Here is a 26,307-nt window from a genome sequence, read left to right as displayed (position 1 = left end):
GTATTTCGTTCTTTCCAAGACGCTCGGCACAGCGCTGTTGCCGATCAATCTGCTGGTCGAGCTCGGAATCCTGTCTCTGCTGCTGATGATGACGCGCTTTGCATCGCTCGGCCGCAAGCTGGCCGTGGCTACGCTGGTCCTGCTGGCGCTGTCTGCGTTTTCGCCGCTCGGCAATCTGCTGCTGTATCCCTTGGAATCGCGGTTTCCGGCGTGGGACTCCTCACGCAGCGCGCCGGACGGCATCATCGTGCTCGGCGGCTCCGTCGATACCGATTTGTCGGCTGCGCACCGCACGCCAGTGGTCTCGCACGCCGCCGATCGCTTCTTTGCGCCGGCCGAGCTGGCACGCCGTTATCCGAATGCACGCGTCGTCTTCACCGGAGGCTCGGCGAATCTGATCTCGACCGGACCCAGGGAAGCCGATTACTCCGCGCCGATCCTGGAGAGTCTCGGCATAGCGAAGGAGCGGCTGATCGTCGAGCGCGAGTCCCGCAACACCTGGGAGAACGCGGTCTTCACGAAGCAGCTGGTGATGCCGAGGCCGGGCGAGCGCTGGCTCCTGGTCACGTCGGCCTTCCACATGCCGCGCGCGATGGGGGTCTTCCGCAAGACCGGATTTGACGTCGAGGCCTACCCCGTCGACTGGCGGATGGGCGGGCGCGACGCGGTTTTCGCCTTCACCCGCAACGGCGCGGAAGGCCTCAGCAAGACCGATGTCGCCATGCGCGAATGGATCGGCCTTTTGGCGTACCGCGTCACGGGACGGACCGCCGAGTTGCTTCCGGGACCGGGCAAGGACTAGAACGGGAGCTGCAAAACAAGAACACAGCACCGGCGCGCGATTGCCGGCCCGGAGGATGCCATGCAGCAGCAGAGCGCAGACAGGATCGATCTTGCCGGCCTCGTCGCCGATCTCAACAGCCTGTTGCGGCTGAAGACGACAGTGATCGGCATGAAGCTGTTCGCCCAAGCCGCCGAGATGGAGGCGATCCCGAAAATCCGGCGGCCGAACGCGATCCATACCACCGACCAGATCGTCAGCATGGCCGCGCGTCTGGGCTGGACCGTCGGCATCACCGGCGACGATCTGGTCGGCGCGCAGTGCCGCGCGGTGATCGGCCTCGCGCCGCAGGACGAAAAATGGCTCGCCGGCGAGAACTATGTCGGCGTCTGGCACGGCACGGCGGAAGATGCGCGCAAGCGCCAGGAGGCGCTGGACGTCGTGCCGTTCGGACAGTATCAGGCGCTCGCGGTCAGTCCGCTCCAGAGCGGCCGGCTCGATCCGCCCGACATCTGCCTCGTCTACGCGACGCCCGGGCAGATGATCATCCTGATCAACGGCCTGCAATATACCGGCTACAAGAAGTTCGAATGGGGCGTGGTCGGCGAGACCGCTTGCGCGGATTCCTGGGGCAGGGCGCTCAAGACCGGCGAGCCCAGCCTGTCCTTGCCATGCTATGCCGAACGGCGCTATGGCGGCGTGCCGGACGAGGAGATGCTGATGGCGCTGAAGCCAACACATCTGGCCAAGGCGATCGAGGGCATGAAGGCGCTCGCCAAGAACGGCCTGCGCTATCCAATCCCGCCCTATGGTATTCAAAGCGACGTCCGTGCCGGCATGGGCGTGAGTTACGCGAAGAAGTAAGGGACGACCATGAGCTCTCAAGAATTCGACATCGTCGTGTACGGCGCGACCGGCTTCACCGGCCAGCTCGTCGCCGAATATTTGGCGGCGCATTACAAGGACGACAAGCAGCTCAAATGGGCGATGGCAGGCCGGAGCCTCGATAAGCTGAAGTCGGTGCGCGATGCGATCGGCGCGCCCGCGGAGACGCCGCTGCTCGTCGCCGATGCGTCCGATGCCGCCTCGCTGAAGACGATGGTGGCACGGACGAGGTCGGTGATCACGACCGTGGGTCCGTATCTGCTCTATGGCAACGAGCTGGTTGCGGAGTGCGCGGCGACGGGCACCGACTATTTCGATCTCTGCGGCGAGGTGCCGTGGATGCGTCGCATGATCGACGCGCATCTTGCCACCGCGCAGAAGTCGGGCGCGCGGATCATGTTCTCCTGCGGCTACGACTCGATCCCGTTCGAGCTCGGCACCTTCACCGTCCAGGAGGAGGCCAAGCGCGTGTTCGGTGCGATGGCGCCGCGCGTCAAGGGCCGGGTGCGCGAGATGCGGGGCACGTTTTCCGGCGGCACGGCGGCGAGCAGCAAGGCGATATTCGCCGCTGCGGCGCAGGATGCAAACCTGCTGGCACTGTTGCGAGATCCGTTTGCGCTGACGCCCGATTTTGCAGGGCCGAAGCAGCCGCCAGGAAACAAGCCAGTCTACGACGAAGATCTGGAGACTTGGCTGACGCCGTTCTTCATGGCTAACATCAACACCCGCAACGTGCACCGCTCCAACATGCTGCTGGGCTTTCCCTACGGCCGAGACTTCGTCTACGACGAGATGCAGATTGCCGGTCCGGGCGAGGAAGGTAAGGCGATGGCGAAGGACATCGTCGCCGCCAACAACCGGATGGCGACGCAGGCCCCGCCGAAGCCGGGCGAGGGGCCTTCAAAGGAAGAGCGCGAAAACGGCATGTACGATCTGCTCTTCGTTGCGGTCGCTCCTGATGGCCGTCAGGTCCGCACCTTCGTGAAGGGCGACCGCGATCCCGGCTACGGGTCGACCTCGAAGATGATCGCCGAATGCGCGGTCTGCTTGCTGCGCGATGCGACGGACGTCCCCGGAGGCATCTGGACGCCGGGCGCAGCGATGCAGCACAGACTGATCAAGCGGCTGCAGGATCACGCGGGGCTGACGTTCGGGGTAGAAAGCTAGGCGTTTCTTCACCTCGCCGCGCTTGCGGGGAGAGGCCGACGCGCGGCGGGTGAGGGGGACTCTCCGCGAGCCCAATTCTCATCGTTTTCGCTGAAGCAGCCTTCGCGCCGACCCTCTCCCCGTAAGAACGGGGAGAGGGAGGAGCTACACCGCCCGCGCGTCATACGCGTACATGAAATCCATGCCCTTCGCGCCCAGCGGCAGCAGCCACTTCATCATCTGATTGCGCATCCACGCGCCGGCGGCGCTGAACTCGCGCTTGCTGTTGCCGTTGCGGCGGGCGATGGCGACAATCTTCTCCGCGCGGGGGCGCCGCTCGGCCTCGAAGGCCTGGAAAGTGGCGGTGAGCTCCTGGCCGTCCTGCATCAGGCGCGCGAGCCTCATCGCATCCTCGAGCGCGAGCGAGGCACCTTGACCTGCATGGGGGCTGGTCGCATGCGCGGCATCGCCGATCAGCAGCGAGCGCTTGCGCGACCAGGTCGGCAGGGTCGCGACGTCAAGCGTGTCGGTGACGACGATGTTGTCCGCGGCTTCGATGATCTCGGGGATCGGATCGTGCCAGCCGCGATGGAAGTCGCGGAGATGCTGCTTCAGCGTCGCCTGGTCGAGCGCGCGGAACATCGCCGCATCCATGCCGTGAACGGGCTGCGTGCTCCACCACATTACGCCGTCGGTCGGATCGGGGCTGCAATAGCCGTAACCGAAGAAGCCGCTCTGGCCGAACGTGGTCTCGACGTGCCGGCCGATCGGCCGGCCATCGAGCACGGCGTGCGGCACGAAGCCGCCAAAGCCGATCAGGCCGGTGTTGAACGGTTGCGGTCCGTCCGGCACCACCTGGCGCCGGGTGATCGAATGCACGCCGTCGGCGCCGATCAGGAAGTCGCCTTCGGCGGTGGTGCCATCGGCGAAATAGGCAATGATCGGCTGGTCGCCGCGATCCTCGATCTTGATCAGGCGCTTCTCGAAATAGAGCGAGACGCAAGAGCACCAGGCCTTGTCGATCAGCATCTCGTTCAGCGTGCCGCGGCAGACATTGACCGCCGGTTGGCCGAAGCGCCGTTCCATGTCGCGATTGATCGAGCCGAGCCGCTCTCCGCCTTGCGAGTAGAAGTCGAAGGATTCCGCGACCGAGCCGCGGCTGATCAGCTCGCCCGCAAGGCCGATCTCGTCCATGACTTGCATGCCATTCGGGGCGATCTGAAGCCCGCCGCCGATGCCTTTCGAATAGGGCCAGGCCTCGTAGATGGCGGATTCGATACCGGCGCGGCGGAGCAGGATGGCAGTGACGGGCCCGGCGATGCCGGCACCGATGATGAGGGCCTTGCGTGGACGATAGGACATGGCTTGCTCGCGACGTTTCCGTGGTGCTAGGAGAAATTACGGTCGCTAAATCTCTTAGTGACTAAGATATATATTGACTAAGATATGAGGGCGGCCTTGTCAAGGACGAAAGCGCGCGCGGCATTGTTGCAGGAGCTTGAGGAGGCGATGCGCAGGTCGTCCGCGCAGGGCGTGCTCTATGGCCAGACCGTTGCGAACGTTGCCGGAATTGCCAATTCCGACCTCGAATGCATGGACATTCTGTATCTGGAGGGCCGCGTCACCGCGGGCCGGCTTGCCGAGGTCACCGGCCTGACCACGGGCGCGATCACCGGTGTGGTCGATCGACTCGAGAAGGCTGGCCTCGTGCGGCGCGAGCGCGACGAGAAAGATCGGCGCAAGGTCTTCATTTCGGTCGTGCCGGAGAAGGCCATGACGATCGGCCAGCTCTACGTGCCGATGCAGCAGGCCATGGAGAAAGTCTTCAGCGCCTATTCCGACGAGGAGCTGCGTCTACTGCTTCGCTTTGCAAATGAGGGCTACAAGGGCGTGCTCGCGGCGACCGCTGCATTGAAAGGTCTGCTCGACACGCCACCGGAAAAGCGGCCCGAGCTCAAGCTGAAGAAGCGTCCTCGTCCGTAGTCTTGTAGGCCTGCGCGGCGGCGATCATGCCCCACATCGCGCCGAGCATCATCCAGAAATGCCGCCAGTGGTCGGTGTCGATTACGAAGCTCTCGCCGACGGTACCGACGAAGGCGGAGAAGATCGCAAGATAAGCGCGCTGCCAGGGTACGCGAACGAAGACGTGGCGGAAGCCCACGATGACGGTGGTGAAGACCAGCGCGGGATAGCACACGCCGGAGAGCCAGCCGCCCGACATGAAGGCGTTGAGATAGGAATTGTGGGTGTCCTCGGGAAAGAAGCGGTGGAATTGCAGCGGACCGATGCCGAGCGGCAGGTCCAGTGCCATCTCCGCGCCGAGGATGTGCCGGCCGAACCGGCCGAAGCGGCCTTCGTCATAGCTCTGGTCGAAGCTGGCGCGCTGCTTGAACATCTCGGCAATGGAGTCGAATGACAAGAGCACGGCAATCAGCGCGAGGCCCAGCACCGCCGCGACGATCGCCATGATGATGATGCGCGAGCGCTGCGCGTTGGTGCGGCTGGTCAGGACCATCAGCGCCAGCATGAAGGCGGAGGTCAGCACCAGCCCGCCCCAGGCGGCGCGGGAAAAGGCGAGCAGGATCGCCAGCGACATGATGCCGAAGGCGATGACGTTGCGGAACGCCTTGGCCAGCTTCTCGGAGACCACGCTCTGGAGCGCGAACAGCGCCGGCAGGATCAGGAAGGCGCCGAGCACGTTCGGATCCTTGAACGTGCCGCGCGCGCGTCCGTAGAGGGTGAGGAGATCGTCGCCGCCGGGAATCAGGTGGAAATAGCCGGCGATCGCCGCGAGCGAGGCAACCATCGCGCCGACAACGAGGCCGCGCCGCAGCATGTCGAGGCGGGCCGCGGTATCCTCTGAAGTGACCATCGCAAAGAACAGCACGGTGACCGCCATGTACCAAGACGTCGCGATCCAGCTCACGACCTCGCTCTGCTCGAACAGCGGGATTGCGCTGATGGTGTAGCCGACATTGAGCAGGACCAGCATCAGCACCAGCGGCATCAGCACGAGCTTCAGCCGCAGGCCGGTGGCGAAGAAGGTCACGGTGGCAAGCAGCGTCGCGATCTCGTAGGGGCTCGGCTCGATGAAGACGATAGCGCCGAAGGCGCCGACCAGCCACACCAGCGCGCGCTGGAGCGCCAGCACGCCGGGCGGAGCCGGTGCGGCCAATTTCACTCGCCCGGCTGTCGCCGCATACGCCATTACACGCTCATACGCTTACGCAACTTGCACGCCACAAACACAGCTGTCATTACCCGGCTTGAGCGGGCGGGATGCCCCGCCTTCGCAGGACTTGACAGAGCACCTCAACTCAATACGCGTTCTCGTTCTTGGTCAGCAGCGAGATCGGCGTCTTCAGCAGAATGTAAAGGTCGAACAGCACCGACCAGTTCTCGATGTAGTAGAGGTCGAATTCGACGCGCTTTTGGATCTTCTCTTCGTTGTCGATCTCGCCGCGCCAGCCGTTGATCTGGGCCCAGCCGGTGATGCCGGGCTTGACGCGATGGCGGGCGAAATACCCGTCGACGGCTTCGTCGAACAGGCGGCTCTGCAGCTTGCCCTGCACCGCATGCGGGCGCGGCCCGACCAGGGAGAGATTGCCGGAGAACACCACGTTGAAGAGCTGCGGCAGCTCGTCGAGGCTGGTCTTGCGGATGAAACGGCCGACACGGGTGACCCGCGGGTCGTTCTTTGTCACGACCTTCGAGGCGGTCGGATCGGCCTGATGGTGGTACATCGAGCGGAACTTGTAGACGTCGATGCGCTCGTTGTTGAAGCCGAAGCGCTTCTGGCGGAACAGCACGGGGCCGGGGCTGTCGAGCTTCACCGCCAGCGCCACCAGTCCCATCACCGGCAGCGCCGCGAGCAGCGCAAGGCTGCCGACGGCGCGGTCGAACAGCCATTTCATCACCAGGTCCCAGTCGGTGATCGGCGCCTCGAACACGTCCAGCGTCGGCACCTCCCCGAGATAGGAATAGGAGCGGGGCCGGAAGCGAAGCTTGTTGGTATGGGCGGAGAGGCGGATATCGACCGGCAGCACCCAGAGCTTCTTCAGCATTTCCAGGATGCGCGTCTCCGCCGAGATCGGCAGCGCGAACAGCACGAGATCGACGCGGGTGCGGCGCGCGAACTCGACGATGTCATCGACCTTGCCGAGCTTGCGAGCGCCGGCGCAGGTGTCGAGCGCGCGGCTGTCGTTGCGGTCGTCGAACACGCCGAGCACGTGAATGTCGGAATCTTCCTGCGCCTTCAGCGCCTCGACCAGCTCCTCGCCGTTGCGGTCGGAGCCGACGATGATGGTGCGGCGGTCGAGCCGGCCCTGACGGGCCCAGTTGCGCACCAGCGAGCGCAGCAGGAGACGTCCGCCGATCAGCGCGGCGAGGCCGAGAAAGAAGAAGGCGGCAAGCCAGAGCCGCGACGTGTCGCTGCCGATCTTGGCGAAGAAGGAGACGCCGATGAACAGCAGGAAGACGAACGACCAGGACGAGATCATCCGCGTCATCTGCCGCAGATGTCCGCGGAACAGCTGCACCTGGTACATGTCGGCGGCCTGGAAGCAGACCACGGCGGCGATCGCGACGGCAACGATCTGCGCAGGATAGATCCAGCTGAAGCCGGACAGCGGCATGACATAGCCGACATATAGTCCGGCGCCGACAAGGCTCAGCAGCGTGAAGTCCGCCGCGCGCACGAAGCCTGTGATCACGATCGGCGAATAGGCGCGAGCGACCTTCTGGTTGACGACCTCGAGCGCGGCCGGCGAGAGCCGGCGGCGCCGTTCGACGAAGGGCTTGTCAACCGGGCCGGCGGCGCTGGTCGCGGCATCGAGCATCGAGCGTGCGTTGAGCGGTTCCACGGGCGTCCACGTCCATTCCAAAAACCCGCGGGCAGCGACCTTGCGCCCCGGGTGAGCATCCCCTGGCGCTTCGATTATCGAACAAATCGGAAGATTCTCTAAAGCGGGCCGAACAATGGTTAATGATTGGCAAATGCGTCGCGATAGCCTGCGAGCACGCCGTCGACCATCGCCTGCTGAGAGAAATGCGCGGAGATGCGCTCGCGCAAAGAGGATGCACGCTGCGCGGTTGCTTGTGGATCGTCCAGCGCGGCTGCAATTGCTTCCGCCATCGCTTCGGCGTTGCTCGGCGCGAACAGCGCCGGATTGTCGGCACCAAAGATCTCGGGGATGCCGCCGACCCGGGCCGCGATCATCGGAATACCGGCCGCTCCCGCCTCGATCACGACATAGGGCATGGAATCGCCGCGCGAGGGCACCACCAGCAGCCGGCCCTTGGAGAAGCCGTAGCGCGCCTTGACGTGGCCGATGAAGCGGATGGCACCGGCGAGGCCGAGCTTCTCGACCTGCGCCTTCAAGGCCGCGGTTTCCTCACCATCGCCGCCGAGCGTCAGCGTGACCTTTCTGCCGCCAGCGTGCAGACGCGCCACCGCGTCGACCAGCAGATCCGCGCCCTTGATGCGCCTGAACTCGCCGACATAGGCGAGATCGGTGGCGTCCTCCGCAATGACGATTGGCTCGAACTCCTCCGGCGTCACGCCGTTGAAGACGCAGTGCACCACGCCCTTGGGCGTGCCGACAATGCGCTGATAGGTGTTGCGGGCAAAGGCGCTCTCGAACAGGAACAAGTCCGTCGCATCCATCAGCGCGCGCTCCAGCCGCGCGTAGAATTCGCCCTTGAACGTGTGGAGAGGGTAATGCAGCGAGCCGCCGTGCGGGGTATAGATGCGAATGGTGTCGTCGGAGCGCCGCCGCATGCGGACGAAGGCTCCGGCCTTGGCACCGTGACCGTGCAGGACGTCGGGCTTGAGGGCGGCGATCAGGCGGCGCATCCGCAGCCACACCAGAACATCATCGGGCGACGGTTCGCGGCGGATCGCAAGGCGATGCACGCCGAGCTTCAGCCGCGGGGCGAGCTCGGCAAGTGCCTTCTCGGCGCGCTCGCCGCCGGTGAGGCTATCGGCGAGGATGCCCACATAATGGCCGCGGTCGACCTGGCCGTTGGCGAGGTCGAGGATATGACGGAAGATGCCGCCGACGGGCGCGCGTACGGCGTGCAGGATGCGGAGCGGCCGGTCGGGAGAGGGGGGCATGATCAGAACCAGCGCGCGAACCCGATGCTCGAACAATTCTCGAAATATCGAGACGGATTAAGAGCCCTCGTGGTTAACAAACGGTGACGAGCGCGAAGCTGCCAGCTGCTGCGCCGCGCGATTAACCCAGCGGCAACCTTAATGGAGTGTAATCGCCATGGTTGAGGTAGAGTCGCAGCATTGCCCTGCGGGAGTGTTCGATGCGTTTAGCGTTCTGGCGTGCCGGCAAGGACAAGGCTGTGATCGAGCGGGCCGTTTCGAAGCCCAAGGCCGAACCTAAGGCGGCCGAAGCTGCAGTGGAAGAGCCTGCGTCCAGGGTCGAAGCAAAGCCTGCGCCCGTCGTCCCGAAGCAGGCGCCAGTCGAATCCGGTGACATCGACCTGCACGCGCTTGGCGCGGCGCTGGCGCGCAAGCGCGGCTGGATCATCGTGCCGACGGTGCTCGCGCTCGTCGCCTCGATCGCCGCCGTCAATCTCGTCACGCCGCGCTACAAGTCCGAGGCCCGCATTCTGATCGACGGCCGCGAGAACGTGTTCCTGCGGCCGAACAGCGACCGCACCGAGGAGCGGCAGGCGCTGGACGCCGAAGCCGTCACCAGCCAGGTGCAGCTCGTGCTGTCGCGCGATCTCGCGCGCGAGATCATCAAGAAGAACAAGCTTGCCGAGCGGCCCGAATTCGATCCGGTGCTGCAAGGCGTCTCGCCGCTGAAATCGCTCGCGGCGCTGGTCGGCATCGGCCGCGATCCGTTCTCGATGACGCCGGAAGAGCGCGTGTTGGATGCCTATTACGAGCGCCTCCAGGCCTACGCCGTCGACAAGTCTCGCGTGATCGTGGTCGAATTCCAGTCCGCCGATCCGGACCTTGCCGCGCGCGTCGCCAATTCGATCGCCGACGGCTATCTGGTGCTCCAGCAGGATGCGCGCCAGGATCAAGCCAAGAACGCGAGCCAGTGGTACGCCAGCAGGATCGACGAGCTCAGGCGGAACGTCTCCGAGGCCGAAGCCAAGGTCGAGGATTTCCGCTCCAAGTCGAGCCTGTTCGTCGGTACCAACAACACCACACTGTCGAACCAGCAGATGGGCGAGGTCAACACCCAGCTCAACAACGCGCGCGCGTTGAAGGCCGATGCCGAAGCCAAGGCGCGCCTGATCCGCGAGATGCTCCAGAGCGGCAAGCCGATCGAGGCCTCCGAGGTGCTGAACTCGGAATCGATTCGCGGGCCATCCCAGCAGCGCGTAGCCCTGCGGGCGCAATTGGCCGAGCAATCCTCGACGCTGCTCGGCAATCATCCGCGCATCAAGGAGTTGAAGGCGCAGCTTGCCGATCTCGACAACCAGATCCGCGACGAGGCTGCCAAGATCGCCCGTTCGCTGGAAAACGACGCGCGCTTGGCCAGCGGCCGGGTGCAGGAATTGTTGGCGAGTCTCGAGCAGCTCAAGAAGCAGGCGACCTCGACCAACGGTCAGGACGTGCAGCTGCGCGCACTCGAGCGCGAAGCCAAGGCGCAGCGCGACCTGCTCGAGACCTATCTCGCCAAATACCGCGAGGCCAATACCCGCGAGACCATCGACACCGCGCCGACCGACGGCCGCATCATCTCGCGTGCCATCGTCTCGAACACGCCGGCCTATCCGAAGAAGCTGCCGATCGTGCTGATCGCGACGATCGCGACCTTGCTGCTCTCGTCCGGCGTCGTCGTCACCGGCGAGCTGCTGCGCCAGACCGCGCCCCGCGCGGTGGCGGCGATCGTCCCGGCACCGGCGCCGGTGCGCCAGGAGCGGGTCGTCGAGCCGGTCATCGAACCGCTCGTCGATCCAGTGATGGCGGAGCCGGCGCCGCTCCAGCCGGAGATGACGGCCGATGCCGATATCAGCGAGTTCGCCGAGATCGAACACCTGGCGGACCGTCTGCGTGCCGCTGGCGGAGCGGCCAAGAAGATTACGGTGCTTGGCACTGCGCCGGGCGAGGCCATCACGCTGTCGACGCTGACGCTCGCCCGGCATCTGGCGCGCGAGGCGCGCGTCGTCATGGTCGACCTTGCCGGGTCGTCGCTGACCATCGCCGCCGTATCCGTCGACACCACAGCGCCTGGCCTTGCCGAGCTGATGCAGGGCGAAGCCTCGTTCGCGCAGGTCATCACCCGCGACAAGCTCTCGCGGCTGCACCTGGTCATGGCCGGTCGTCCCGGCTTCGATCGCAGCCTGCTGCAATCGCCGCGGGTGACGCTCGCGGTCGACGCGCTGCTCCGTGCTTATGACCATGTGCTGCTCGACGCCGGCAGCGCTTCGGATCTCCCAGCAGAACTGCTGACGACGCATGCCCGCGCTGTCGTGGTGCCGGATGCCGCGATGGCGCAGGATGCCCGTGCGCTGATGTGCGAGCAACTGAGGGGCGTCGGCTTCAGCGAGGTGACGATGCTGACTAGGCCGGTGCGGCCTTCCAATGCACCGGAAGCGCCACGTGTCGTGGCGGCGTGACGGGCGAGGGCTATCTCTCCGCGAAATTTGAATCGTAGGGTGAGCAAAGGCGCACCGCGCCATGCCCACCATCTTCCCGATTGAAACGCAGCTGGTGAGGACGCTTCCGTCCTCACTCTCGGAGCTATGGCGGACAACTCGCTTTGCCCACCATATTTGAGGTCGTAGCGTTCTACCCGAATGCCTGGCGCACCCGGCGCGCCAAATCGAACAGCATCTGGTTCTGCTTCACCAGTCGCTTGCCGTGGCTGAGCGAGGACATCGCCATCGCCGCGAGCTTGCCGCGCGAGGTCAGCGGGATGAAGCTGTCGAAGATGTCGTCATCATCCTTGCAGAACATCCGCTTGTAATCGTCCGAGCCGATGCCAAGATCGAGCGAGCGGTAGCCGCGCTCGCCGTAGCGGTCGATGATGTAGCGCATCAGGATCAGCCCGGGGCTGTAGCGGGCGTGCTCGGACATGGTGTAGGTGTTGAACATCATCGAGAAGCGCTGACCGTCGCCGACGCCGGCGAAGATCGCGATCACCTCGTCGTCGCATTCGAGCGCGTGGATCTCGATGGCGCGGCCGTCGCCGCGCGGGGCGAGGCACGCGCTGCGGATGAACGCTTCGACGCCGGGCTCGGCGAACACGTTCGGCAGCTTCTGCTCCGCCATCCGCGCCGGCTTGACGCGGAAGAACCAGTCGAGCAGGCGGGTGACGTCCGCATCCGTGGTGGCGAGATGATAGCGATAGCCGGCAAGCGCCTGGAGCTTCTTCTCCTTGCTCTTGAGGCGGCGGCGGAGGGAGTTGCTGATCCGCGATGCGGGTGGGCCACCCGGCTCCATCACCAGTAGCGGGCAGCCATTGATTGCGGTCTGCCGCGGCAGAGCCGCAAACGGGTTCTGCTGGTCGTTCCAGCGCAGCGGCTGCTGCGTCAGCGAAAGCACGTCGACATGCTCGCGCAGCGGCGCAAGCAATGCGTCGACTTCGGCGATGGTGGCTTGCGCGGCAAATTCGGCGTTCCACAGGCCCATGTTGAACGTCGTATGCTTGCCGCCCATGAAACAGGCCGTGCGCACGCCGTGACCCTGACGCAGCGAGAGCGGCAACAGCAGAAGCGGTTGGCGCTCGGCGTTGCGGGCAATGACGATGAAGGGGCGCGAGCCTTCGCCGCCGGCCAGGCGCTGCCACGGGCCCAGCAGGTCGAAGCGCTGGTAGGGCGTGAAGAGGTGGCCGGGCTCTTCGAATGCGCGCCAGGTTGCCTCGGCCTCGGCAAGATCGGTGACGATGTCGACATGCGCGATACGGCTCGCTTTCGACCGCGCTGGCGATCCTGCCGTCCGGCTTTGCATCGCCGCAGCCATGGTCATTCGCGAAACCTGTCGAGAAACGAAAAAATGCGTAATTCGGCCTGTGGCCGACCTTTGCAAACAAACGTCAACAAAGGGTAATGACAATAGCTGCGGGAACGGGCTGTCGGCGAACGCGAAGGTGGGATATTGGCCTCGGACGACAGATGGCTGGAGCGGCTGCGCCTCGAGCTGGCCTGGTTCACTGGGCAGGCCGCGCTGCGCGGCCGCGGCGCCGGCGCCATCCTGCGGTTTTCGCGCGTGCGGCCGCGGCGGCGCGGCGGATTCCAGCCGCTGCGAGCGGACGAGATCACGCCGCAATTCCTCGACCGCGCCATTCGCGCGCTGAAGCGATGGCGCTATGACTTCCTCGGCATGGACGAGGTCTGCCGCCGCGCGGTGACGCTGCGGGAGAAGCGCCGCTTCGTGGCGCTCACCTTCGACGGCGCTCCCAAGGACCTCATCAGCTTCGCCTATCCAGTGCTGGCCCATCACGCCGTTCCGTTCACCGTCTACGTTCCCACCGGCTTTCCCGACGGTGTCGGAGAAGCCTGGTGGCTCGGGCTCGAGCAGGTGATTGCGCGCGAGAGCCGCATCAGCCTGATGATGGGCGAGAAGGAGCAGCGTTTCACCGTCACGGGCAATGCCGAGAAGCGAGCGCTGTTTTCGCATCTCGAAGGCTGGCTGCGCTCGCTGCCACCGGCGGAGCTGTCGGTGGCGATGGCCGATCTCTGCACGCGCTACCGGATCGATCTGGCCGCGCTCTCGCGCGAAGCATCGATGGATTGGGAGGATCTGGCGAGGCTGGCTGCCGATCCGCTGGTGACGATCGGCAGCGCGACCGTAAACTATCCCGTTCTTGCCAACATGAAGGATGTGGCCGCGCTGCGCGAGATGACGATGGGCAAGGCTGTCGCGGAAGCCGCCTTCCGCCGCGACGTCAGGCATCTCGCCTTTCCGTTCGGCGACCGCGCCTCGTTCCGGCGCAGCCACGTCCTGATGGCGGAGGAGGCCGGTTTTGCCAGCGCGGTGTCGACGATCCCGGGCATCGTCGATGCAGAGGGCCGCACCAATCTGCGTGCGCTGCCGCGGATTTCCTGGGACGGGCGCGTGCAATCGCTGCGCATGCTGCGCGTGCTGATGTCGGGTGTCGCCTTTGCGCCGGTGAAACCGACGAGCAGCGTCACGAGCTCGATTTGATCCGGTCGGGCCGCTGCATCCAGCTCACGATCGGCATCGCCGGCAGCACCCAGCCGATGCCGACCACCACGTAGTAGACCGCCTGCCGCCAGCCGGACTCGGCGATCCACGGCATCTGCGCGAAGGCCATGCCGAGCAAGGCCCAGACCGTGGCCAGCACCAGGAGCAGGATGGCGCCGAGGAACTTGCGGGTGCGGATCGTCATGGCGCTTTCGCGTAACTTGCGCTGCGGGAGCGGGGGACTATAAGGGGCACGCAGTCCGGTTCAAGTCTCTTAGCTACAGACCTGGTTTAGCCCTTGAAATGACGCCGATTTCCGCCCCGTCCGAGCCGCATCGTGCCGTGCGCTGGTGGCTGATCTCCGTGGCCGCGCTGATCGCGCTGATGGTGCTGGTCGGCGGCGCGACGCGCCTGACGGAATCCGGGCTCTCGATCGTCGAATGGAAACCGGTTACGGGCAGCGTCCCGCCGCTCTCGGAAGCGCAGTGGACCGAGGCCTTCGAGGCCTACAAGAAGATCCCGCAATATCGCGAGCTCAACGCCGGGATGAGCATGTCCGAGTTCAAGGAGATTTTCTGGTGGGAATGGAGCCACCGGTTGCTCGGTCGGTTCATCGGTGCCGCCTATTTCCTGCCGTTCCTGTTCTTCCTGTGGCGCGGCAGGCTGTCCGGTGAGCTGAAGCGGCGGCTGTGGCTGCTGTTCGCGCTTGGCGGACTCCAGGGCGCGGTCGGCTGGTGGATGGTGGCCTCGGGCCTCACCGAACGCGTCGAGGTCTCGCAATATCGGTTGGCGACGCATCTGATGCTGGCGCTCTTGATCTTCGCCGGCATCGTCTGGACGGTGCGGCGGCTTAAGGAGCGGCCGCGGATCGCAGCGCCCGTGCGGCTGCGCTTCACCAGCGCGCTGCTTCTCGTCATGACCTTCGTGCAGATCTATTTCGGCGCGCTTGTTGCGGGCCTGCGCGCGGGCCGTGCCTACAACACCTGGCCCGAGATCGACGGCGCGTTCATTCCGTCGGGCGAGCGGCTCTGGTTCGAGACGCCATGGTGGCGCAACATGTTCGACAACGTGCTGACCGTGCAGTTCGAGCACCGCATGACCGCCTATGCGCTGTTCGCGCTGGCGGCGCTGCATGCCTTCGATTCGGTGCGTTCACGCGCAGGTTCCGCTACCAGCGGTGCGCTCTGGCTGTTCGCAGCGGTGAGCCTGCAGGCGCTGCTGGGTATCCTGACACTGCTCAACCAGGTGCCGATCGGACTTGCCCTGACGCATCAGGCCGTTGCGATCGTGGTGCTCACGCTTGCGGTGATGGAGGTGGAGCGGCTCGCCGCGCGGCAATCGACGCAAGCGCAGCCGCGAGTGGTTCCGGTCAGCCAGGCCGGCTGATCACTATCAGCCGCCTGATCAGCAATAGCCATAGACGCCGCACGCATAGGGCAGGCGCCAGAAATAGTCGACCTGCTTTCCGCCGTAATATGCGCCCTGATAATCGTAGCTCCAGGGGCGGCCGTAATAGCCCGGCAAAGTGCTGGAGCCGGGCAACAGCGGCGTCCCCGGCAGATTGCTGATGTAGCTGCCGATGCCGTAGGCCGGCGAGATCAGCGCATCCGGATCGGTCTCGACATAGACCGTTGGCGGTTCGGGCGGCGCAGCGACCGCCCGCCGCTTTGGCGTAGCCGGCAAATCGGCGGCAACAGCGGCCGAAACCGTCAGCATGGCCGCGAGGGCAGGCAGCGTCCAGCGCAACATCGTCGGCTCCGAATCAAAAGGGTGATCCAGAGACGATGTATGGGGCAGATATGGTTAATGACTGTTAACGACGCGGTTACTAAGAAGCCGCCGCTGTGATTCCGGGGTGGTCCGACAAGACCAAACCCGGAATCCAGAGATGGCCAGACAACTTCGAGATTCCGGGTTCGTGCTACGCGTCCCGGAATGACTCAGAGGGGCGCTCCCAGCGCCTGCTCCAGGTCCGCGATCAGGTCTTCCTTATCCTCGATGCCGATTGAGAGCCGCACCACGTCGGGGCCGGCGCCGGACCTGACCTTGGCGGCATCATCGAGCTGGCTGTGCGTGGTCGAGGCCGGGTGGATGACGAGAGAGCGGGTGTCGCCGACATTGGCGAGGTGCGAGAACAGCTGCAGCTTCGAGACCAGGTTGACGCCGGCGTCATAGCCGCCCTTGAGGCTGAAGGTGAACACCGCGCCCGCGCCTCGCGGCGCGTATTTACGCGCGAGCTGGTTGTACTTGTCGTTTGGCAGGCCGGCATAGCTCACCGAGGCCACTGCCGGATGGCCGGCCAGGAATTCGGCGACCGCCTTGGCGTTGTCGCAGTGCTTCTGCATGCGCAGCGGCAATGTCTCGATGCCGGTGAGGATCATGAAAGCATTGAAGGGTGAGAGTGCGGGCCCGAGATCGCGCAGACCCAGCACGCGGCAGGCGATCGCGAACGCGAAATTGCCAAACGTCTCCTGCAGGCGGATGCCGTGATATTCCGGCCGCGGCTCCGACAGCATCGGATATTTGCCGCCGGTCGACCAGTCGAACGTGCCGGCATCGACGATGATGCCGCCGAGCGAATTGCCGTGGCCACCCAGAAATTTCGTCAGCGAGTGCACGACGATGTCTGCGCCGTGGTCGATCGGACGGATCAGATAGGGCGAGGCCAGCGTGTTGTCGACGATCAGCGGCACGCCCGCCTTGCTGGCGACCGTCGAGATCGCCTCGATGTCGGTGATGCTGCCGGCGGGGTTGGCGATCGACTCGATGAAGATCGCCTTGGTGCGCGGCGTCACCGCGCGCTCGAAGCTTGCGATGTCATCGGGATCGGCCCACACCACGTTCCAGCCGAAGCTCTTGAATGCATGCGTGAACTGGTTGATCGAGCCGCCATAGAGCTTGCGCGCGGCAATGAATTCGTCGCCGGGCTGGAGCAACTGCTGCAGCACCACGACCTGCGCGGCGTGGCCCGAGGCGACCGCAAGCGCGGCGGTGCCGCCCTCGAGCGCGGCGACGCGCTCTTCTAGCACCGCGTTGGTGGGGTTGCCGATGCGGGTATAGATGTTGCCGAATGCCTGTAGGCCGAACAGCGAGGCGGCGTGGTCGGCGTCGTTGAAGACGAAAGACGTCGTTTGATAAATCGGAGTCGCGCGCGCACCGGTGGTCGGATCGGGCTGTGCACCGGCATGCACGGCGAGGGTTGAAAATCCCGGAAGGCGATCGCTCATTGAGGGCGTCCTGTTCTTGTGGCCTAAAATTCGCGGGGCATGCTGGTGGCCGCGGTGGCCGCCGTCAAGCTGCCGCTTCACGTCAGAATGATTTGGGGACGATCTTGCTACGCATTGTCGTGTCCGCGAAAAGAAACCTTCGCGATTGTCTCAGCTTTGCTCGGTCTTGTTTTTGGCGGCGCGGTCGGAGGCCGCTGTGTCGCCGCCGCCAACGCTCATCCGATTGAGGGAGAGCCGCATGCCCTGCATCGGCGCCGGCGGACGCTTGGAACTGAGCGTGCGCGAGTTCACGCCCATCCAGGATATTTCGGACGAGAGTCGGCCATATTCGATCTTGGGGCAGCGGTTCATCACGACCTTGATCCCGGCCGCTTCCGCTTTTTCCGCAGCGGCATCATCACGCGCGCCGAGCTGCATCCAGATCACCTTCGGCAGCGGATCGAGCGTCAGCGCCTCCTCGACGACAGGCATGATGTGGCTGGAGTTGCGGAAAATGTCGATCATGTCGACCGGGCGTCCGATGTCGGAGAGCGAGGCGACGAAGGGTTTTCCGAGCAGCTCCTTGCCGACATGGCCGGGATTGATCGGGATCATGTCATAGCCGCGCTGCGCCAGATATTTGAACGCGAAATAGCTCGGCCGCACATTGACCGGCGAGGCGCCGACCATCGCGATCGACTTCACGCTGTTGAGGATGCTGCGGATGTAATTGTCAGGATAGGCGTCGTGATTCATCTTTTTCTTTCGTTCGTCATTCCGGGGCGATGCCCAGCATCGAACTATGGTGCGCAATTGCGCACCTGAGACTCTCGAGATTACGGGCTCGGCTCTGCGAGCCGCCCCGGAATGACGATGTGGGTTGAGCAGCGATGACGCCGCCCATTACTCATCCCGCCATGTCGGCTGACGCTTCTCGATAAACGCGCCGATGCCTTCCTCGGCATCGCGCGCCATCATGTTCGCGGTCATCACCTCGGCGGCATAGCGATAGGCATCCGCAAGGCTCATCTCGGCCTGGCGGTAGAACGCCTCCTTGCCGAGCTTGACGGTGTAGGCGGACTTTAGCGCGACCTGTTGCGCAAGCTCGATCGCGGCGCCGAGCTCGGTGCCGGCGGGCACCACGCGGTTGACGAGGCCGATCTCGCGGGCGCGGTCGGCGGTGATCGGCTCACCCGTGAGCAGCATCTCCATGGCCTGCTTGCGCGGAACGTTGCGCGACAGCGCCACCATCGGCGTCGAGCAGAACAGGCCGATGTCGACGCCGGGCGTGGCGAACTTCGCGTCTTCCGAGGCGATCGCAAGATCGCAGCTTGCGACGAGCTGGCAGCCGGCCGCGGTCGCGATGCCCTGGACGGCAGCGACCACGGGCTTGGGCAGACGCACGATCGCCTGCATCATCGCGCTGCAGGCGTGCATCATCTCGGCGAAGAAGGCGCGGCCGCGATCCGGGTCAGTGCGCCGGGCGGTGAGCTCCTTCAGGTCGTGGCCGGCGGAAAAGGCCGGGCCGTTGGCCGCGATGACGGCGGCGCGGATGCGCTTGTCCTCGGAGATTGCGTTGAAGCTCGCATGCAGCTGGCCGATCATCGCCTCCGACAGGCTGTTGCGCGCTGCGGGGCGGTTCAGCGTCAGCACGGCAACGCTGCCGACGATCTCGCGCAGGAGGATCGGCGGGTGCGGGGAGGGGGCGCGGGCGGCCTGAACGGACATTGACGCGGTTTCCGTTGGATGATTGCAATGGGATGACGCAGATAACTTAATGTAACAGGGCAAGTGAAGCGAGGGTGGGGAACAGCATGGCGGCAGCGAAAATGACCGTGGCGGAGGTCGAGCAGTTTCTCCGCGACGAGTTTCCCCAGGCCTTCAGCGGCGACGACATCACGATTGAGAGCGCGGATGGTCAGACCTGCCTGTTGCGCCAGCGTTTCAGCGAAAGGATGCTGCGGCCGGGCGGAACCGTCTCCGGCCCGACTCTGATGGCACTGGCCGATTTCGCCATGTATGTGGTGCTGCTGTCCGCGATCGGACCGATCGGGCTCGCCGTGACCACGAATCTCAACATCAATTTCCTGCGCAAGGGCCAGCCCGGGCAGGACGTGCTGGCGGAAGCCCGGCTGCTCAAGCTCGGCAAGCGTCTGGCGGTCGGGGAGGTGAACCTGTTGTCCGGCACCTCGCCCGATCCGATCGCCCATGTCACCTCGACCTATTCCATTCCAAATGTTTGAGCTTTTCGCAGGTAATATCGCACCATATTTCTAACCTACTGTTTTGGATGGCATAATTTTGATCTTCGGGCATTGACCGTGGCGCGTCTCTTCTCTAGAAAACCGCGCAGTCCGGTGCGGTGTTCGCGCCGAAATCTCCCGTCCACGGAAACTCCGACATGAAAACCTTTTCGGCAAAGCCGGCTGAGGTGACGAAGAAGTGGGTGCTGATCGACGCCAAGGGTCTGGTCGTCGGCCGTCTCGCCACCATCGTTGCCATGCGCCTGCGCGGCAAGCACCTCCCGACCTACACCCCGCACGTTGATTGCGGCGACAACGTCATCATCATCAACGCGCAGCATGCGGTTCTCACCGGCCGCAAGCGCGAGCAGAAGACCTATTACAAGCACACCGGCTATGTCGGCCACGTCAAGGAGCGCACCGCGCGCCAGATCCTCGAGGGCCGTCATCCCGAGCGCGTGCTCGAGAAGGCCGTCGAGCGCATGATCCCGCGTGGTCCGCTCGGGCGCGTGCAGATGGGCAACCTCCGTGTCTACGGCGGCGCCGATCATCCGCACGAGGCGCAGCAGCCCGAGAAGATCGACATCGCCAAGTTGAACCGCAAGAACACGAGGGCCGCATAACATGGCCGAATCCATCCAGTCGCTCGACCAGCTCTCGCAGCTCAAGACGGCGGCCGCGCCCGAGGCGCCCAAGCACGAGAAGAAGGTCGACAAGTTCAACCGCGCCTACGCCACCGGCAAGCGCAAGGACGCGGTCGCTCGCGTCTGGATCAAGCCGGGTGCCGGCAAGGTCACGGTCAATTCGCGCGAGGTCGAGGTCTATTTCGCCCGTCCCGTGCTGCGCATGATGATCGAGCAGCCGTTCTCGGTGGCCCAGCGTTCGGGCCAGTACGACGTGATCTGCACCGTCGCCGGCGGCGGCCTGTCCGGCCAGGCCGGCGCCGTCCGTCACGGCATCTCCAAGGCGCTCACCTATTTCGAGCCGGAGCTTCGCTCGGTGCTCAAGAAGGGCGGCTTTCTCACCCGCGACTCGCGCGTGGTCGAGCGTAAGAAGTACGGCAAGGCCAAGGCCCGCCGGTCCTTCCAGTTCTCGAAGCGTTAATCGCTTCGGTCACATTCGCCGCGAAAGCGGCTTCAATGAAATGCAAAAGGGCGCTGATTTCAGCGCCCTTTTTATTGTTCGTTTGTACGCAAATTGATGGCGTGTTTCCTGAAAACTTAGGCTCGCGCGACAACCTGAATGGAACTCGCGGGACATAGCGTCGCATTCGGAAGGGCGCGCAAATCGGATGTGCCGATCGCGTAACTGCTATGTTCTCAAGGGGGCCGACATGATGTCGCTCGATAGCATCACGCTCTATTTGGTTGCCACCATGGTTGCCGCACTGCTCGGCGCCATGATGGTATTCTTTGGCAGGCAGGAGAACAGTCCTGCGCTGAAATGGTGGGGCACCGCCTATCTGCTCGGTGCCGCCTCCGTCGCGCTGTGGACGGCGGCCGGCGACAAGCTCGGGCCGCATCTCTATCTGGCATTAAACGCGGTCGGATTCGTCGCCTGCGGCATGGTGTGGAATGCCGCGCGCGTCTTCCATGGCCGCAAGCCGAACTGGCCGGGTCTTCTCGTCGGCGCGCTCGCCTGGGTCGCCGCCGTCTCGCTGCTTGATCCCGCAGCGTCCATGCTGCGCATGATCGTCGGCGCTGCAATCGTCTCGGTCTATGCGGCGCTGACCGCGAGCGAGCTCTGGGTCGAGCGGCGCAAGAGCCTGCAACGGCGCTGGCCGGCTTTCGTGGTGCCGGTGATGCACGGCTGCGTCTTGATGCTGCCGATCCTGCTCGGCAGCTTCCTGCGCCCGCACGATGCGGGCTTCTCGTCCAGCATCTGGGTCACCGTGTTTGCGGTCGAGCTGATCCTCTACGCCGTCGGCACCGTGTTCGTGATCTTCATGCTGGTGTCCGAGCGCACCGTGACGGCGCACCGGACCGCTGCATCGACCGATCCCTTGACCGGCATGCTCAACCGCCGCGGCTTCTCGGAAGCCTGCGGACGCGTGATCGAGCGCGAGGCCAAGGCCGGGCGTCCTGTGACCGTGATGATCTTCGACATCGACCATTTCAAGTCGATCAACGACCGCTTCGGCCATCCGGCCGGCGACGAGATGCTGAAACTGTTCTCGACCGTCGTCATCAGCAACTTACGCATCTCCGACCTCTCGGGCCGGATCGGCGGCGAGGAGTTCGCTGCGCTGCTGCCGTGCTCCCTCGAAGAGGGCGTGCTGGTCGCCGAGCGCGTCCGCGAAGCGTTCGAGACCTCCGGGGTCGTGGTCGATGAAGGCCCGGTCGACACCACCGTCAGTATCGGCGTTGCGGGCGGTCCGGCTGGTACCGAGCTCGAGGTGCTGCTGGCCTCGGCCGACACCGCGCTCTACCGGGCCAAGCGCGGCGGCCGAAACCGCGTTGAGGCGGCGGAGGAGCTGCCGCTCTCGCTGGAGAACTGGCGCCGCCAGAGCGCCGCGCGGACCGGTGCGCAGCAGGCGCGTCCGGCCACCATCTGAGGCGCGGGAGCGCTTGCGCTAAGCCTCTGTTTACCATTCGATCCCTACCATTGCGGCCATGGAATCGATCCGTCGACAGAACCCGCAGGCTGCCCTGATGTCGCTCGAAGCCGCCGCGAGCTCGGCGCGCGGCGGCTTCGCCTGCCTGTTCTCCACCGCGGATGAATACGAGCGCGCGTTGATCACCGAGCGGCGTGCGCAGGGGCGCTATGCGCAGGGCCGCAGCTACTGGCCGGTCGCGCTGTTCATCGGTTGCACGCTGATCGTGGCAGGCACCGCGCTGCTGTTGGCCTGAGAGCGACGCATTTCTGGCCGGGCAGGGCGCCATTTCGGCGCCTTTTTCTTTGCCTGCGGCTGCGGTAGACACGGTCATCGAACAAAGAAGGGTGGAAGCTGATGATCACCGAGATCGCGCAAATCGACGTCAAGCCGGGCAGCGAAAAGGACTTTGAGGCCGCCGTCGCCAAGGCCAAGGCTGCGTTCGGCCGTTCCAAGGGCTTCCACGGTTTCGAGCTGCACAAGTCGATCGAGAAGCCCCAGCGCTACCGGCTGATGGTGAAGTGGGCGACCCTGGAAAATCACACCGTCGATTTCCGCGGCTCGGAGAATTTCACCGAGTGGCGCGGCCTCGTCGGCCAGTATTTCGCCGCCCCGCCTGAGGTCGAGCACACCGAGACCGTGCTGACGACCTGAGCGACCTCAAGACGCCTTACGCCGCCTCCGCCAGAGGCGGCGCCTCATACGTCTTGAAATGGTCGATCATGACCTTGGCGATGGCGACGAGAGGCAGCGCCAGCGCGAGGCCCCAGAGTCCGAACACGACGCCGAGCAGGATCTGGAACGCGAACAGCGTGGCCGGCGGGATGTTCAACGCCTGCCGCTGCAGGATCGGCGTCAGCACGTAGCTCTCCATGGCGTGGACGCCGAGGAAGAGCAGCAGCGCCGACAGCGCCGGGATCCAGCCCGAGGCAAGGCTCGCCAGCACCACGACGACGCCGGCAATGATGGCGCCGACGGTCGGAATGAAGGCGAGCAGGCCCGCCTGGATTCCCAGGATGAACGAGCCGGGGATGCCGATGATGGCAAGCCCGATCCAGGTCACGGTGCCGACCGCGATCATCACGACGATCTGTGCGATCAGCCACCGTTCCAGCGTTTCGCCGATACCGCCGACGATGAGGGCGGCGCGGCTGCGGTGCTTCGCCGGTGCCAGGAACAGCAGGCCATCGTGATAGACGCTCGGCTGGGCCGCGAAGGCGAGGCCCAGAAACAGCACGATGAAGATGTTGCCGACGGCGCTGATGGCGCCGAACAGCAGCTTGAAGGTCTGGCTGACGATCGCCCCGCCGCTCGAGGCCAGTGCGCCTGCGCCCGGCAATCCGCTGTGCGAGGGCGGGCTCGGGGCGGGCGCCGGCGCTGCATCGCCGGTGGCGGCAGGCGCGGCATTGCCGAGATCGAACACGCTGGTGTCGATGCCGTGGTTCTCGAGGAAGGAGCGGACATTGGTGATCTGCGACTTGATGGTCTTGCTGAGCAACGAGGCCTGCTCGGCGATGGTGGCGCCGCCGAGATAGGCGACGCCCGCGAGGAGCGCCGCGAGCACGACGCAGACGATCGCGAGCCGCACCGCATGCGGCAGCTGCACGCGGCGGCCGAGCGCGCCCGCCAGCGCATTGAGGCCGACGCCGAGCAGCATGCCGGTAAAGATCAGGAGCAGGGTGGCAGCAAAATACCAGGCGAAGGCGAGGAGAGCCGTGAACAGCACGACGCTGATGCCTCCGACCGAGACCGACCAAGCCAGATCGGTGCGGGTCCGGGGCCGTTCATCTCTGGACATGGTCACATCGGCTCCTTTTCGGCGGCTGCACGCGGGGGCACTCTTTCGCGAAATTCCACCGGGGATCAAGTCGGGCCAAGTGCCGATTGGATGCGTTTGCGGCCCCCAGCCAATGCTGCTGGAGCGAAAGGGTGCCCGGCCAGGCGCATTTGCGCGAAAATAGCATTGCCGTCCCGCGATCGCCTCTGTTGAATTTGTTCCATCCCGAGGGCATGCTTAGGGAATCTTTTTCTGCGGGAGGTCGGAACGGGAGATGAGAAAGCCGGTCGTCGGCGTGATCGGGAATGCCTATCGCGTCGAAAATCGATTTCAGGTCCAGATGGTCGGCGAGCGGAATTTGCGCGCCGTTGCCGAGGTCTCCGGCGGTCTGCCGGTGATGTTCGCGGGAGCGCCCGACATCACCGACATCGGTGCGCTGCTCGACACCGTCGACGGCATCGTCCTCACCGGTGCCCGGGCCAATGTCCACCCGACCCGCTTCAACGTCGACCCTTGCGAGAAGCACGAGCCCTACGACATCCACCGCGATGAGGTCGCGCTGGCGCTCTCGGTGGCCTGTGTCTCCCGCGGAATTCCGTTGTTCGGCATCTGCCGCGGCCTCCAGGAGATGAACGTGGCCTTCGGCGGCTCCTTGCATCCGGAGATCCGCGAGCTTCCCGGCCGCATGAACCATCGCATGCCCCGGCTCGAGAACGGCGAGATCCATCCCGATCCGACCGTGGTGTTCGCTGACCGCCACGACGTCGATCTCACGCCCGGCGGCGCGTTCGCAAAGCTGCTCGGCTGCGAGAAGATCCGGGTCAATTCGCTGCATGGCCAGGGCATCCTCGATCCCGGCAAGCGCGTGCTGATCGAAGGCGTCGCCGAGGACGGCACCATCGAGGCGATCCGCATCGCGGAAGCGCCGAGCTTCGCGCTCGGCGTGCAATGGCACGCCGAGTACGATCCCCAGCGCAACCCCGTCAACCGCAAGCTGTTCGAGGCCTTCGGCGAAGCCCTGGTGGCGCGGCAGAAGGCGGCGGCGTAGCTCACGCTCCCGCGATCAATAGCTTGCGGTCACGGCCCCGGGCAGCGGATTGAAGTGATAGTTCACGCCGAGCTTGAACAGATGCAGATCCTGCGTGATCCAGCTGTTGAAGGCGGCCCGTGACGTGGCGAAGCCGGTCTGATCGAAGGGGCCGCTCTGGCTCGCATGCTGGTTGATCATGCGGATAAAGTCGTACTCACCCTTGATCGACCAGTTGCGGGCAAGCGCGTATTCGAGTCCCGCACCGATCACACCTCCCGAGTGTATTGTCTTGCCTTCGGCCGCGGTGCTCATGCTGAAGGCCCCCGAGGCTGCCGTACCATTGAAGACGTGGCTTTCATTGGCAATGGCGACGCCTGCCTTACCATAGGCAAGCAGGCGATCGCCGACCACGAAACCGGCCCGGCCGCTGGCGATCGCAAGCCAGTCGATCGAGGTTCTCAGATCAGCCGTAGCCGAGGTACCAAACAAGGGAAACGCCGAGAACCTGCTACCCTGCATGCCGGTCCACATCCATTCACCTTCGACGCCGAAAACCAACGCGCCGGACTGCACGTTGACGCCCCCATCAAAGCCGGCGAGCCATCCGCTTGCATCGAAGCTGCCACTGCCCGGCAGAGGCGAGCGGTCCTGATGGCGCCACTCGCGACCAACACCATAACCGGCCTGCACGCCGACGAAGCCGCCGGTCCAGTCCGTGCCGGACGCCGCCTTGACCGGCGGATATTTGGGATCGGCCGCGACTCCGCCAATTCGGTAGTTCGCCCCCAGTTTGATCAGGTGGATGGAGTCCTGCGCGATCGGGACATCCCCAGCGAGGGGAGTCGTCACACCGAAAGACGTGGCGCTGCCGCTCATCGCGACCTGCCGAGTGCCGAAATGCAGGTAATCGTATTCTGCTTTGACCGACCAATTTCCGTCCAAGACGTATTCGGCGCCAAATCCGACCATCGGCGCCCAGCGATATTCACGCCCGCTGAGGTTCGAGGAAAAGGCACCGAAGCCGAAATCGCCGGCTGCGTTGCTGGTGTGCCTTTCCCAACCCCCGGCAAGTCCGAATTTTGTGAAGGCGAACCAGCGATCGGCCGCCAGCCCGGCGCGACCGGCAACTGTGGTCAATGCCTCAATTCTCGAAGTGGTGGTGCTGGTCACGTCGCCGAAGAACGGGAAGCCAAGCCGCAGCGTCTGCGATCCGCGGATGTTCGCCCAAGAGCCGTCCAGTTCAAGGCCGAAGACGAGACTCGCGATCTGCTTGTTGATGCCGATTTGGGCGCCTGCGAGCACGCCATTCGCGGCATAATCGGCGGTCGGTTCGTTCGGGTCGTTAATCCACCAGTCCGCCATGCCGCCGCTATAGCCGGCATGCACGCCGACATAGACACCGCTCCAATCGACAATTGGAGCCGGAAGCGCAGCCGCCTTGACGGGAAGGTCCGCGGCGGAAGCCGCCTGTGTCAATGCCAGACCAAGTGTAGCAGCCGAAAAGATCTTTCCCGTGATGGCCAT

Annotated in this window: 26 protein-coding genes; 14 read left to right on the top strand and 12 right to left on the bottom strand. The window is 64.8% G+C overall.

All coding sequences use genetic code 11. The features are described 5' to 3' along the window. Positions 1-34: 34 nt before the first annotated feature. Genes AC5V87_RS23520 through AC5V87_RS23510 form a run of 3 tightly spaced genes read left to right on the top strand, consistent with a single transcriptional unit; the run spans position 35 to position 2,833 of the window. A complete protein-coding gene (locus tag AC5V87_RS23520) occupies positions 35-802 on the top strand; it encodes a YdcF family protein (protein ID WP_456843321.1) in 768 nt (255 codons plus the stop codon). 60 nt (positions 803-862) lie between these two features. Then, on the top strand, positions 863-1,645 hold the full coding sequence (locus AC5V87_RS23515; RefSeq protein WP_456838138.1) for a DUF169 domain-containing protein: 783 nt from the start codon (positions 863-865) through the stop codon (positions 1,643-1,645). A 9-nt stretch (positions 1,646-1,654) separates the two neighbouring features. Next, positions 1,655-2,833 carry a saccharopine dehydrogenase family protein gene (locus AC5V87_RS23510; protein WP_495367926.1) on the top strand — a complete coding sequence of 393 codons (1,179 nt, stop codon included), beginning with the start codon at positions 1,655-1,657 and terminating at the stop codon, positions 2,831-2,833. A 144-nt stretch (positions 2,834-2,977) separates the two neighbouring features. Here AC5V87_RS23510 and AC5V87_RS23505 read toward each other — a convergent pair whose 3' ends face one another. Continuing rightward, positions 2,978-4,174, bottom strand: coding sequence for an FAD-dependent oxidoreductase (locus tag AC5V87_RS23505; RefSeq protein WP_495367925.1), 1,197 nt, complete (start codon positions 4,172-4,174; stop codon positions 2,978-2,980). Positions 4,175-4,321: 147 nt separating this feature from the next. Here AC5V87_RS23505 and AC5V87_RS23500 point away from each other — a divergent pair, with 147 nt between their 5' ends. Then, on the top strand, positions 4,322-4,795 hold the full coding sequence (locus tag AC5V87_RS23500; protein ID WP_456843322.1) for a MarR family transcriptional regulator: 474 nt from the start codon (positions 4,322-4,324) through the stop codon (positions 4,793-4,795). Here the strand turns inward: AC5V87_RS23500 and AC5V87_RS23495 are convergent. The 3 genes from AC5V87_RS23495 to AC5V87_RS23485 form a co-directional block, all read right to left on the bottom strand. Next, entirely contained in the window at positions 4,767-6,020 is a 1,254-nt protein-coding gene (locus AC5V87_RS23495) for an O-antigen ligase family protein (protein WP_495367924.1), read from the bottom strand. The genes AC5V87_RS23500 and AC5V87_RS23495 overlap by 29 nt on opposite strands. A gap of 109 nt (positions 6,021-6,129) precedes the next feature. Continuing rightward, positions 6,130-7,674, bottom strand: a complete 1,545-nt coding sequence (locus AC5V87_RS23490; protein WP_456838142.1) for an undecaprenyl-phosphate glucose phosphotransferase — start codon at positions 7,672-7,674, stop codon at positions 6,130-6,132. Positions 7,675-7,793: 119 nt separating this feature from the next. Beyond that, positions 7,794-8,927: a glycosyltransferase family 4 protein gene (locus AC5V87_RS23485; protein WP_495367923.1), complete on the bottom strand. Its 1,134-nt coding sequence runs from the start codon at positions 8,925-8,927 to the stop codon at positions 7,794-7,796. 200 nt (positions 8,928-9,127) lie between these two features. On the opposite strand from AC5V87_RS23485, the gene AC5V87_RS23480 reads away from it, so the two are divergent. Further along, positions 9,128-11,404, top strand: a complete 2,277-nt coding sequence (locus AC5V87_RS23480; RefSeq protein ID WP_456838144.1) for a GumC family protein — start codon at positions 9,128-9,130, stop codon at positions 11,402-11,404. Positions 11,405-11,576: 172 nt separating this feature from the next. On the opposite strand, the gene AC5V87_RS23475 is transcribed toward AC5V87_RS23480, so the two are convergent. Next, entirely contained in the window at positions 11,577-12,755 is a 1,179-nt protein-coding gene (locus AC5V87_RS23475; RefSeq protein ID WP_495367922.1) for a GNAT family N-acetyltransferase, read from the bottom strand. A 129-nt stretch (positions 12,756-12,884) separates the two neighbouring features. Here AC5V87_RS23475 and AC5V87_RS23470 point away from each other — a divergent pair, with 129 nt between their 5' ends. Further along, positions 12,885-13,934 (top strand): polysaccharide deacetylase family protein, encoded by a 1,050-nt coding sequence (locus tag AC5V87_RS23470; RefSeq protein ID WP_495367921.1) that lies wholly within the window; start codon positions 12,885-12,887, stop codon positions 13,932-13,934. On the opposite strand, the gene AC5V87_RS23465 is transcribed toward AC5V87_RS23470, so the two are convergent. Next, a complete protein-coding gene (locus AC5V87_RS23465) occupies positions 13,918-14,139 on the bottom strand; it encodes a DUF2842 domain-containing protein (RefSeq protein WP_456838147.1) in 222 nt (73 codons plus the stop codon). The genes AC5V87_RS23470 and AC5V87_RS23465 overlap by 17 nt on opposite strands. A gap of 98 nt (positions 14,140-14,237) precedes the next feature. Here AC5V87_RS23465 and AC5V87_RS23460 point away from each other — a divergent pair, with 98 nt between their 5' ends. After that, the gene (locus AC5V87_RS23460) at positions 14,238-15,320 is read left to right on the top strand and encodes a COX15/CtaA family protein (protein ID WP_495367920.1); all 1,083 of its coding nucleotides are present in this window, start codon (positions 14,238-14,240) and stop codon (positions 15,318-15,320) included. 18 nt (positions 15,321-15,338) lie between these two features. Here AC5V87_RS23460 and AC5V87_RS23455 read toward each other — a convergent pair whose 3' ends face one another. The 4 genes from AC5V87_RS23455 to AC5V87_RS23440 form a co-directional block, all read right to left on the bottom strand. Next, positions 15,339-15,683, bottom strand: a complete 345-nt coding sequence (locus tag AC5V87_RS23455; RefSeq protein ID WP_456838149.1) for a hypothetical protein — start codon at positions 15,681-15,683, stop codon at positions 15,339-15,341. 191 nt (positions 15,684-15,874) lie between these two features. After that, a complete protein-coding gene (locus tag AC5V87_RS23450) occupies positions 15,875-17,161 on the bottom strand; it encodes an O-acetylhomoserine aminocarboxypropyltransferase (protein ID WP_495367919.1) in 1,287 nt (428 codons plus the stop codon). Between the two features lie 150 nt (positions 17,162-17,311). Then, the gene (locus AC5V87_RS23445; protein ID WP_456838151.1) at positions 17,312-17,896 is read right to left on the bottom strand and encodes a CoA-binding protein; all 585 of its coding nucleotides are present in this window, start codon (positions 17,894-17,896) and stop codon (positions 17,312-17,314) included. Positions 17,897-18,043: 147 nt separating this feature from the next. After that, positions 18,044-18,868: an enoyl-CoA hydratase gene (locus AC5V87_RS23440; protein ID WP_456838152.1), complete on the bottom strand. Its 825-nt coding sequence runs from the start codon at positions 18,866-18,868 to the stop codon at positions 18,044-18,046. Positions 18,869-18,954: 86 nt separating this feature from the next. Here AC5V87_RS23440 and AC5V87_RS23435 point away from each other — a divergent pair, with 86 nt between their 5' ends. From AC5V87_RS23435 to AC5V87_RS23410, 6 genes are all read left to right on the top strand, one after another. Then, positions 18,955-19,383 carry a PaaI family thioesterase gene (locus AC5V87_RS23435; protein WP_283086642.1) on the top strand — a complete coding sequence of 143 codons (429 nt, stop codon included), beginning with the start codon at positions 18,955-18,957 and terminating at the stop codon, positions 19,381-19,383. 158 nt (positions 19,384-19,541) lie between these two features. Then, entirely contained in the window at positions 19,542-20,006 is a 465-nt protein-coding gene (gene rplM / locus AC5V87_RS23430) for a 50S ribosomal protein L13 (RefSeq protein WP_018642440.1), read from the top strand. Between the two features lies 1 nt (position 20,007). After that, positions 20,008-20,487, top strand: coding sequence for a 30S ribosomal protein S9 (gene rpsI, locus AC5V87_RS23425; RefSeq protein WP_018642439.1), 480 nt, complete (start codon positions 20,008-20,010; stop codon positions 20,485-20,487). A gap of 229 nt (positions 20,488-20,716) precedes the next feature. Beyond that, positions 20,717-21,937: a GGDEF domain-containing protein gene (locus AC5V87_RS23420; RefSeq protein WP_495367918.1), complete on the top strand. Its 1,221-nt coding sequence runs from the start codon at positions 20,717-20,719 to the stop codon at positions 21,935-21,937. Positions 21,938-21,995: 58 nt separating this feature from the next. After that, positions 21,996-22,232: a hypothetical protein gene (locus tag AC5V87_RS23415; RefSeq protein ID WP_456838154.1), complete on the top strand. Its 237-nt coding sequence runs from the start codon at positions 21,996-21,998 to the stop codon at positions 22,230-22,232. 101 nt (positions 22,233-22,333) lie between these two features. Then, positions 22,334-22,630: an antibiotic biosynthesis monooxygenase family protein gene (locus AC5V87_RS23410; RefSeq protein WP_025036647.1), complete on the top strand. Its 297-nt coding sequence runs from the start codon at positions 22,334-22,336 to the stop codon at positions 22,628-22,630. A 16-nt stretch (positions 22,631-22,646) separates the two neighbouring features. On the opposite strand, the gene AC5V87_RS23405 is transcribed toward AC5V87_RS23410, so the two are convergent. Further along, complete coding sequence (locus AC5V87_RS23405; RefSeq protein WP_495367916.1) at positions 22,647-23,780, bottom strand: AI-2E family transporter; 1,134 nt, start codon at positions 23,778-23,780, stop codon at positions 22,647-22,649. Between the two features lie 247 nt (positions 23,781-24,027). Between AC5V87_RS23405 and AC5V87_RS23400 the strand changes: the two genes are divergently transcribed. Then, positions 24,028-24,801, top strand: a complete 774-nt coding sequence (locus AC5V87_RS23400; protein WP_495367915.1) for a gamma-glutamyl-gamma-aminobutyrate hydrolase family protein — start codon at positions 24,028-24,030, stop codon at positions 24,799-24,801. A 15-nt stretch (positions 24,802-24,816) separates the two neighbouring features. Here AC5V87_RS23400 and AC5V87_RS23395 read toward each other — a convergent pair whose 3' ends face one another. Further along, positions 24,817-26,307, bottom strand: coding sequence for an outer membrane protein (locus AC5V87_RS23395; RefSeq protein WP_495367914.1), 1,491 nt, complete (start codon positions 26,305-26,307; stop codon positions 24,817-24,819).

This window comes from Bradyrhizobium sp. SOJA106 (assembly GCF_059448745.1).
Note: the sequence above shows the minus strand (reverse complement) of the source record. Positions and strands in the feature narration are given on the sequence as shown.